Annotated in this window: 10 protein-coding genes; 7 read left to right on the top strand and 3 right to left on the bottom strand. The window is 66.5% G+C overall.

The features are described from left to right. The 4 genes from HWX36_RS36870 to HWX36_RS36420 all read left to right on the top strand — a co-directional run. On the top strand, positions 1-201 hold a 201-nt coding region (locus tag HWX36_RS36870), incomplete at its 5' end, for a hypothetical protein (RefSeq protein WP_208457841.1). 199 nt (positions 202-400) lie between these two features. Further along, positions 401-769, top strand: coding sequence for a winged helix-turn-helix transcriptional regulator (locus HWX36_RS36430; RefSeq protein ID WP_175958538.1), 369 nt, complete (start codon positions 401-403; stop codon positions 767-769). Positions 770-852: 83 nt separating this feature from the next. Continuing rightward, positions 853-1,620 (top strand): HAD-IA family hydrolase, encoded by a 768-nt coding sequence (locus tag HWX36_RS36425; protein WP_244136616.1) that lies wholly within the window; start codon positions 853-855, stop codon positions 1,618-1,620. 28 nt (positions 1,621-1,648) lie between these two features. After that, positions 1,649-2,818 carry an alpha/beta fold hydrolase gene (locus HWX36_RS36420; protein WP_175958537.1) on the top strand — a complete coding sequence of 390 codons (1,170 nt, stop codon included), beginning with the start codon at positions 1,649-1,651 and terminating at the stop codon, positions 2,816-2,818. 208 nt (positions 2,819-3,026) lie between these two features. On the opposite strand, the gene HWX36_RS36415 is transcribed toward HWX36_RS36420, so the two are convergent. The 3 genes from HWX36_RS36415 to HWX36_RS36405 all read right to left on the bottom strand — a co-directional run bounded on the left by HWX36_RS36415 (position 3,027) and on the right by HWX36_RS36405 (position 5,816). Then, a complete protein-coding gene (locus tag HWX36_RS36415) occupies positions 3,027-4,166 on the bottom strand; it encodes a patatin-like phospholipase family protein (protein ID WP_175958536.1) in 1,140 nt (379 codons plus the stop codon). A 347-nt stretch (positions 4,167-4,513) separates the two neighbouring features. After that, positions 4,514-4,846, bottom strand: a complete 333-nt coding sequence (locus tag HWX36_RS36410; RefSeq protein WP_175958535.1) for a cupredoxin family copper-binding protein — start codon at positions 4,844-4,846, stop codon at positions 4,514-4,516. Between the two features lie 25 nt (positions 4,847-4,871). Beyond that, complete coding sequence (locus HWX36_RS36405) at positions 4,872-5,816, bottom strand: metallophosphoesterase (RefSeq protein ID WP_175958534.1); 945 nt, start codon at positions 5,814-5,816, stop codon at positions 4,872-4,874. A 255-nt stretch (positions 5,817-6,071) separates the two neighbouring features. Between HWX36_RS36405 and HWX36_RS36400 the strand changes: the two genes are divergently transcribed. The 3 genes from HWX36_RS36400 to HWX36_RS36390 all read left to right on the top strand — a co-directional run. After that, the gene (locus tag HWX36_RS36400; RefSeq protein ID WP_175958533.1) at positions 6,072-7,661 is read left to right on the top strand and encodes an inorganic phosphate transporter; all 1,590 of its coding nucleotides are present in this window, start codon (positions 6,072-6,074) and stop codon (positions 7,659-7,661) included. An 82-nt stretch (positions 7,662-7,743) separates the two neighbouring features. Next, entirely contained in the window at positions 7,744-9,495 is a 1,752-nt protein-coding gene (locus HWX36_RS36395) for an ABC transporter permease subunit (protein WP_175958532.1), read from the top strand. A gap of 11 nt (positions 9,496-9,506) precedes the next feature. Next, positions 9,507-9,814: ATP-binding cassette domain-containing protein (locus HWX36_RS36390; protein WP_175958531.1), on the top strand; the 308-nt coding region annotated here is incomplete at its 3' end.

The raw sequence follows: 9,814 nt of genomic DNA, 5'->3' as shown, positions 1-9,814 counted from the left end.
TCCGTAAACCGGCTCTTCTTCATGACTTCCTTTTCTCCGTTGGAAGCCATTCTCTCAAGTTTCAACTGGTCCGAAAATTCCAGGGCAGGTCAGCGCGCCAGCGTGGTGAAGAGGCGCAACGGCGGGTGGCCCCGCATGATCCGGTCGATCGATGCGGCGATGTCGGGGGCGAATGGCGGCACCGCGCATGCGATACGCTGAGTCATGTGAACTCCTTCGTGCTCGTGGCCGGTGCGTGTGCATGCACGAATGTGCCGATAGTCATACCAGCAGCGTAGGCGGCATGCTTTAAAAAGTAAAGCAATGGGAAAGGGCGAGCGTCGACTTTGCAATGCGGCGTGCGCGCCCACATCGCAACGATTCGTTGACGTCACGCGACGTTTGCTTTAAAAAGTACAGCATGACCACACCCAAGATCGGACAGCGCGTTCGCGGATCGAAGACAGGGCGACCCATCATGGTCGTGCTGGATCTGCTCGGGCGGCGCACGACACTGCGCATCCTGTGGGAGCTGCGCGGCGAGCCACTCACTTTCCGTGCACTGCAGGAAGCCTGCGACACGAACGCTCGCCTGCTCAACACGCGCCTGACCGAGCTCAAGGCATCGGGCCTCGTCGAGCATGGCGAGGGCGGCTACTGCACGACCGCCGAAGGCCGGCGGCTCGAGGCGGCGCTACAGCCGTTGCTGGGGTGGGCGAAACAATGGGCGAAGCGCGACCCGGACGGGCTCGACGCGGCAGATCGCGAGCAATCCGGTCAGGATCGCTGATCGATCGACACGCCAGCGTGCATCGCAACCTCGCGCCGGTTCGCGCATCCTGCGCGAGCCATTTTTGTCTGCGGAGTCCTTTCATGTCGGTTCGGGCCGTCATCTTCGATTTCGATCTGACGCTGGCGGATTCGTCCGCCGCGATCGTCGAGTGCACCGAGTACGCGTTGGATCAGCTTGGCGCAGCCGGCGCGACGCCGGCGCAGATCGGCGCCGTGATCGGGCTGCCGCTGCATGAGATGTTTCGCACGCTGACGGGCGAAACCGAACCGGCGCGGGCCGATGCGTTCGCGCGTCGCTTCGTGGCGCGCGCCGACGAGATCATGGTGCCCGGCACCCGGATCTATCCCGAAGTGCCGCCGCTGCTTGCCCGGTTGCGAGAGCAAGGGCTCGCCGTCGCGATCGTGTCGTCCAAGTTTCGTTACCGGATCGAGGCGATTCTCGAGCGCAACGGTTTGCAGTCGCTCGTCGACGTGCTGATCGGCGGGGAAGACGTGCAGCGTCACAAGCCCGATCCGGAGGGGCTTGTGCAGGCACTGGCGCGACTTGGGCTGCCGGCTCGCTCGGCGATCTACGTCGGCGATCATGCGGTGGACGCGCAGGCGGCCGAGCGGGCCGGCATGGCGTTCGTCGGCGCAGTGAGCGGGATGACGTCGTTCGACGGATGGGCACGAGCGGGCAAGCAGGCGGTGGCCGCGCATATCGGCGAACTGGACGCGATCGTGCATCGGATGCAGCGTGCTTCGGGCAACGCCCGCGTCGACGCCGAACGCGGCGCGGAACCGGCCGACCGACCCGTTTCCCGCAACAGTCCGGCAGCGCGCGACGGATTCTGCGACCATCGCCGTTAAAGTCATACCCGCCACTCGATCCGTCGCCATGTCACTCATTTCCGTCGCCTTCGCCAGCCTTCGATTCTCGCGCGTGCTGCCGGCAGCACGAACCCTGTCATCTGCCGTTTCGCTCGCGGCCGCGTGTGCCGTGCTCGGCGTGCCGGGCGGCGCGCGTCCGGCCGAAGCCGCTACGTCCACGCAACGCGAACGCCTCGAGGCGCCGGTCAAGGCCGTCGCCAGCCAGCGGTTGGCCGTCGATACGCCGCAGGGCAGCGCGGTGTTGCCTGTCTATGCCGACCATCCGCTCGACCACGCCGCGCCGGATATCACCCGCGTCTTCGTCGTGATTCACGGCACGCTTCGCAACGCCGACGCGTACTATGCATCGGGGCTCAAGGTCGTCGAGAAGGCCGGAGCGGCCGGGAAGGGCACGATGGTTGTCGCGCCGCAGTTCCTGACGCGTGCCGATACGCGCGCGTTTTCGTTGCCGGCGCAAACGCTGGCGTGGACGCAGGAAGGATGGAAGGGCGGCGAACCGGCCCGCCAGCCGGGCCCGATCAGTTCGTTCAAGGCGCTCGACGCATTGCTCGCGCATTTCGCCGACCGCAACCTGTATCCCGCGTTGTCGAGCGTGGTGGTGATCGGCCATTCCGCCGGCGCGCAGTTGCTGCAGCGCTATGCGGTGGCCGGGCACGAAGGCGATGCGCTGGAGCGGGCCGGCATCGCGGTGCGCTATGTGGTCGCGAACCCGTCGAGCTACCTGTATTTCGACGACGAACGGCCGGATGGCCAGGCGATCGCCGGCGGAACCTGCCCGAGCGCGACGGAGTGGAAATACGGGCTGAAGTCGGCGCCGCTTTATGTCGCGTCGCAGGACGTGCGCGATCTTGAAACTCGCTATGTCGCGCGTCATGTCGTGTACCTGCTCGGCCAGGCCGACACGAACCCGTACACCCACTTCATCGATCGCTCGTGCGCGGCGATGGCGCAAGGCCCGTACCGGCTCGCGCGCGGGCTCGCGTATTTCGACTACCTGAAGAAGCGGCATCCTGACGATCTCGCGCAGCAGGTCGTCGAAGTGCCGGGCGTTGGGCATGATGGTCTCGGCATGTTCACGTCCGCTTGCGGGCTGGCCGTGCTGTTCGGGCAGACGTTGCCGCAATCGTGTCCGGTCGTTACCGGTACGGCGCCGGACATGCGAGCGGCACGGCAGTGAGCGCCCGCGCGAAGGCCGCGCACGGTGAAAATCGATCGATCGGAAAAACGCAGGAATCGGCAAGATGAATGCAATCCCCTTCGAAGCACCCCCGGTTCAGGATGACGGCGTTGCCAGGAGCACCCCCTGAACGTCACGATCCTCGACGATTATTTCGACACGCTGCGCACGCTGCCGTGCTTTCGGCGCGCTGTTGCAGGGCCGCGTGTCATGCCGGGTTTTCCGGAATGGGCGGCGCGCTTGCGTCGAATACCGCCAGGCCTTCCATCGGGTCCGTCGGCGTATCCCACGGATGTGCCGCGATGGCGCGTTGTGCCGCTTCGTAGCCGGCCTGCCGGCGGGCGGCGATGCCGTCCGGCGTGAAATCGATGTCCTTCAGCTGATTGTCGCTGGCGAGCCGCGGCGCCGCGAGCTTGATCAGGTGCATCGTGGTTTCGCATCCCCACGCGGCGAGCCGGCGCACGGCCGGCGATGCGCGTTCGGCTTCCGGCACGTGGCGGGCCAGTTCGCGGATCACGTGGCGCAGCCGGTGGATCTGCTGCTGGCGCGCGATGTGGCTGTCGGTGCGGCTCGCATACTGGATGTCCTTCTGCCGCTCCGACACCTGCCAGATGCTCTCGGGCTCGGGGCCGGCCGGGTTCCACATCTGGACGGAGAAGATGATCGAGCTGCGGCGCGGGTTGTCGTCGAGCACGACCTCGACCGGCGTGTTCGAATACACGCCGCCATCCCAGTACGGTTCGCCGTCGATCCGGATTGCCGGGAACGCGGGCGGCAGTGCGCCCGAACTCATGATGTGCGCGATTCCGAGCCGCGTGTCGCGCGAATCGAAATAGCGCATCGTGCCGGTGCACGCATTGACCGCGCTGACGGTCAGGCGCGGGTGGCCCGCGTTCAACAGGTCGGGATCGATCAGCGACATGAGCGTGTCGCGCAGCGGCGCGATCCGGTAATACGACGCGCGATCGACGCCGAGGCGGACCATCGGGCCGAGCCACGATGCCGGATTGGGCTGGAAGAATCCCGCGATGCCGCCGCCGATGATCATCAGCTCGGCCAGCGTCCGGTCCCAGCCGGGCAACAGCGGCGCGGTATCGAAACGGGTCCGTTCGGTCACGCGGCGCCAGAACGCCGACAGTTTCTCGTAGCGCAGCCCTGGCGGGTTCCCGGCGATCAGCGCCGCGTTGATCGCGCCGATCGACGTCCCGACCACCCAGTCGGGCCGGATACCGGCTTCGTCCATCGCCTGAAAGACGCCGAGCTGGAACGCGCCCAGTGCGCCGCCGCCCTGGAGCACGAGCACGACTTGCCCGGGGAGATCCATGCGTGCCGGCTGGCTCGCGGTCATGGCTTGCCTCGCTGCGTGTGACGGTGGGTCGGATCCGGACGGATCGATTCAGTTTAGGCGATCGGCGGCGGGGGGCCGCCCGCAGTGCAACGTGCGGCGGCGTTTGCGTTGCCAATCGCTCCGACCCTCAAGTGCGTCGGCGGGGGGCGTGCCTGCGGCCGCTCGCGCGGCGCCTGGCCGCGCACGGCGCGTCGAACGGCCGCGGATAGCCGCTGCCGCGGCGTTCGGGCACAGCGACTGAGGTCGATCCTGGGCCTGGGCGGCTCCGTCAGCCACGCGGGCGAATGGGTGGAGACATTGCAGGCGCCCCATCGTCCGCCATTCGTCCGCGTGGATGATGCGCCGCGTCATTCGACCGTGATGGTCTCCTTCATGTACGGGTGAATCCCGCAGAACACCTTGTAGACGCCCGGTTTGTCGAAGCGGAACGAGTACGTCTCGTCCTGGTCGAGCGCCTTCGAATGAAAGATGCCGGCGTCGTTGACGACGGTGTGCGGTTCCGCGTCGAGGTTCTTCCATGTGATCGTCGTGCCGGCCTTGATCGTGGTCGACATCGGCGAAAACATGAAGTTGTGGATCGTCACGAGCGAGCCGTCCGGGGCTTGCGCGAACGCGGCGAGCGGGGCGGCGGCGCACAGGATCAGCGCCGCGATGAGGCGGGATTGCCTGAAGCGGGTCATGTCGGTCTCCTTAAGATTCGGCGCGTCACGCCAGCGTCGCGTCATGCAGCGACGACGCGACGGGATGGCCCGCGAATTCGACGGTCGTCACGCCGAGCATCGACGGCAGCCGGTCGCGCGGCACGGTGAGCGGCACGGGGCCCGGGCCGTTGCCGGCCGTCGGCTGCGGGAACGCGGTGGAGCGCGCGGTGTGGAACGTCACGTTGCCTTCGACCTTCGACACGATCTGGTGGATGTGCCCGTTGAGCACGGTGACCGAGCCGAAGCGGCGCAGCAGCGCCATCGTCTGCGGCGCATCGCCGGTGCCCCAGCCCCACGGCTCGTAGATGGTCCACATCGGCATGTGCGAGAACACGACGATCGGCGTGCTCGACGAGCGCCCCTTCAGATCCTGGGCGAGCCACGCGAGCTGGTCGTCGCCGAAGCTGCCGAGCCCGTTCGGCTTGAAGTGCATCACGTTGACGAGACCGACGAAGTGCACACCCGCGTGATCGAAGCTGTAATACCCGCGGTTGTCGGACGCCTTGCCGAACCGGCCGAAATATTCGGCGCCCGAACCGTCGGTGACGTCGTGCTCGCCGGGCACCGTATGAAGTTCCGGCACACGCAGCGCGGAGAGCAGTTGCGACGCGTGATCGAACTCCTCGGGCTTGGACAGGTGCGTGATGTCGCCGGTATGGATGGCCAGCGCGGGAATCGCCGGCATGCCGTTGACGAGCTCGATCGTCTGCTTCAGCGTGGCCGACACGTCGGGGTTCGCATCCTTGTTGAAGCCGATGTGCGTGTCGCTGATCTGCACGAACAGCGGGCGGCCCGCGTTGGCGGGAAGCGCGTCGCCGGCCTGCGCGAGTGCGAGGTCGAACGGCGTCAGGATGCCGCCCGACAGCGTAAACAGCGTGCCGAGGCCGCCGAAGGCCATGCATTGCAGGGCCTTGCGGCGCGACGGGTTGATGGGGGGCGATGAAGACATGTGAGCCTCGTATTCGTATGACGAAACCGGACGGCCGGATCGTCCTGGAATAAACCGGCGCCTTCGCGTGCCATACCGGCGCAGCGGCGGATTTATTCCCGCGCATGACGAGGTCGAGCACCCGTGTTCGCGGCTTGGCGGGCAGTGCAAGATTTTTGAAGGATGGCCTGTCAATGACTTGTAAGTGACACGTCACATTTACGTCACGACCGACCGATAGCCTGCCACTCCGAGTTACCTATCCGGAGCCCCTTCATGCCGAATCTCGCGGCAACGGAAACCAGCGGTGCGGTCAGCCACCGCACGCGTACCATCAGCCTCGCGCTGTTTTTTCTGATCATTGCCTGCGGGATCGTCTACGTCGGCATTCATCTCGGCGCCGACCTCAGTCCCGTCAGGGAAAGTTCGATCCTCCCGTTCCTGCTGCTGATCGTCGCGCTGCTGATCGCGCTCGGCTTCGAGTTCGTGAACGGCTTCCACGACACCGCGAACGCGGTCGCAACCGTCATCTATACGCATTCGCTCGACCCGCACCTCGCCGTCGTGTGGTCGGGCCTCTGGAACCTGTGCGGCGTGCTCGTGTCGAGCGGCGCCGTCGCGTTCGGCATCCTGCAGTTGCTGCCGGTCGAGCTGATCCTCCAGGTGGGCAGCGGCTCGGGCTTCGCGATGGTGTTCTCGCTGCTGATCGCGGCCGTCACGTGGAACCTCGCGACCTGGTATTTCGGGTTGCCGTCGTCGAGTTCGCACACGCTCGTCGGCTCGATCATCGGCGTTGGCCTGATGAACCAGATCGTCAGCGGCCCGTCGGCCACGAGCGGCGTCGACTGGAACCAGGCGCTCGGCGTCGGCAAGGCGCTGCTGTTCTCGCCGCTGATCGGCTTCGTGCTGTCCGCGCTCGTGCTGCTGCTGCTGAAGACGCTCGTGCGCGTGCCGGCGTTGTACCAGGAGCCGAAGGGCAACAAGCCGCCGCCATTCTGGATCCGCCTGCTGCTGATCCTGACCTGCACGGGCGTGTCGTTCGCGCATGGCTCGAACGACGGGCAGAAGGGCATGGGGCTGATCATGCTGATCCTGATCGGCGTGATGCCGACCGCGTATGCGCTGAACAAGGCCGTGACGCCCGACCAGACGAGCACGTTCGTCGCGGTGGCGCGCCACGCGTCGGCGACGCTCGTCAAGTATGCGGACCCGGCCGCGCAGTCGGCCGCGCCGCGCGCCGACGTCGAGGCGTACGTGCGCACGCACAAGCTGACGCCCGCGACGATTCCGGCGCTGGGCAAGCTCACCGACACGATCGCCGACCAGGTCGCGCAGGCCGGCGGCATCTCGAGCGTGCCGCAGAACCTCGTCGACAACGTACGCAACAACATGTACGTCGCGTCCGAGGCGATCCGGCTGATGGAGAAGGCGAAGGCGCCGGCGTTCTCGGTCGAGGACGCGAGCGCGCTCGAAGCGTTCAAGAAGCAGATGGACCGCGCGACGAAATTCATCCCGACCTGGGTGAAGGTCGCGGTCGCGATCGCGCTCGGCCTCGGCACGATGGTCGGCTGGAAGCGGATCGTCGTGACGGTCGGCGAGAAGATCGGCAAGTCGCATCTCACGTACGGGCAGGGCGCGTCGGCCGAGGCCGTCGCGATGCTGACGATCGGGATGGCCGACGCGTACGGGCTGCCGGTATCGACGACGCACGTGCTCGCGTCGGGCGTGGCGGGCACGATGACGGCCAGCGGCGCGGGCCTGCGCTGGGATACGGTGCGCAACCTCGTGCTCGCGTGGGTGCTGACGCTGCCCGCATCGATCGCGCTGTCGGCCGCCTTGTACTGGGTGCTGCACGGACTGTTCTGACCCGCGCCGGGGGGGCGCGACGTCCGGCCGCGCGATGCGCGGCCGGTCCCATCGATTTTCAATTCAACACAAGACGCTACCGATGGATATCAGTTTCGATCCGAACCGCACCGCGAACGCTTCGGCGTGGCGCGTGCTGCCCAACCGCTGGGATGCCGTCGCGTTTCCGCTGATCATCTGCCTGCTCGCGATGGCGATCGTCGGTTTCCACCAGACGATGGCGCCGATCGGCGTGCTGCAGACGCAGAAGATTTCGCTCGATCCGTCGAACCTGCCTGAATACGCGTTGCGCACCACGCTGCGGATGCTCGCCGCGATGGTCGCGTCGCTCGTGTTCACGCTCGTCTACGGCACGCTCGCCGCGAAAAGCCGCCGCGCGGGCATGGTGCTGATTCCGATCCTCGACATCCTGCAGTCGGTGCCGGTGCTCGGCTACATCTCGTTCACGGTCACGTTCTTCCTCGCGCTGTTTCCGGGCCGCGTGCTCGGTGCGGAGCTGGCCGCGATCTTCGCGATCTTCACGAGCCAGGCGTGGAACATGACGTTCAGCTTCTACCAGTCGCTGCGCACCGTGCCGCGCGACCTGAGCGAAGTGTCGCGCGGCTTTCACCTGACGCCGTGGCAACGCTTCTGGAAGCTCGAGGTGCCGTTCTCGATGCCGGGCCTGATCTGGAACATGATGATGTCGATGTCGGGCGGCTGGTTCTTCGTCGTCGCATCGGAAGCGATCACCGTCGGCAACCAGACCATCACGCTGCCGGGCATCGGCGCGTACCTCGCGCAGGCGATCAGCGACAAGAACCTTGGCGCGGTCGGCTGGGTGATCGTCGCGATGTCGGTCGTGATCCTCGCTTACGACCAGTTCCTGTTCCGCCCGCTCGTCGCGTGGGCCGATAAGTTCCGGATGGAGAACACCGCGTCGGGCGATGCGCCGCAATCCTGGCTGCTCGACATGATGCGCCGCACGCACCTGATCCATCAGTTGCTCGTGCCGGCCGGCTGGCTGCTGTCGCAGGCCGCGCGCATCCCGCTGCGCTTTCCGTCGCGGAAGGGCACGCGCGCGCGCGGGGCGTCGTCGCGCCGCGCGTCGCGTATCGGCGACATCGTGTGGGGCGCGTTCGTGATCCTGCTGACGGTGTACGTCGTGTGGCGCGTCGTCACGTTCGTCGCGACCGGCGTGACGATGGGCGAGGTCGGGCATGTGCTCGTGCTCGGGCTCATCACGCTGCTGCGCGTGCTGGTGCTGATCGCGATCGCGTCGGTGATCTGGGTGCCGCTCGGCGTGCTGATCGGGCTTCGCCCGGCGCTGGCCGAGAGGATCCAGCCGCTCGCGCAGTTTCTCGCCGCGTTCCCGGCGAACCTGCTGTTCCCGGTGTTCGTGATCGTGATCGTCCACTTCCACCTGAACGCGGACATCTGGCTGTCGCCGCTGATCGTGCTCGGCACGCAGTGGTACATCCTGTTCAACGTGATCGCCGGCGCGATGTCCTATCCGAACGATTACAAGGAAGCGACGAAGAATTTCCGCATCCGCGGCTGGCAGTGGTGGCGGCAGGCGATCCTGCCCGGCATCTTCCCGTACTACGTGACGGGTGCCATTACCGCGTCGGGCGGCGCGTGGAACGCGAGCATCGTGTCCGAGTTCGTGCAGTGGGGCGACACGAAGGTCGTCGCGCACGGCCTCGGCGCGTATATCGCGCAAACGACCGCGGCCGGCGATTTCCCGAAGATCATCCTGGGCATCGCCGTGATGTCCTTGTTCGTTACCCTGTTCAACCGTCTGCTGTGGCGTCCGATGTACGCCTATGCGGAATCCCGGCTCCGTCTCGATTGAGAGTAAGCGCGATGCAAAATTCGACCGTTATCAACGCCCCCGTCAAGACGTCCCAGCCGCTGCAGCCGCCGCGCCTCGGCGACGAAATCCTGCGCGTCGATCATGTCTGTCGCGGCTTCAACAAGTCGCAGGGCGAACTGCTCGTGCTCGACGATGCGAACCTGTCGCTGCGCGAAGGCGAGATCGTCGGGCTGCTCGGCCGCTCCGGCTCGGGCAAGTCGACGCTGCTGCGCATCATCGCCGGGCTGATCGAGCCGACCGGCGGCGAAGTGACCTATCTCGGCCAGCCGCTGCGCGGCCCGGCCGAAGGCGTCGCGAT

Origin of the sequence: Burkholderia sp. BCC0405 (assembly GCF_902833075.1) — a bacterium.
Taxonomy (GTDB): Bacteria; Pseudomonadota; Gammaproteobacteria; order Burkholderiales; family Burkholderiaceae; genus Burkholderia.
This window is presented reverse-complemented; position numbering and strand designations above follow the sequence as displayed.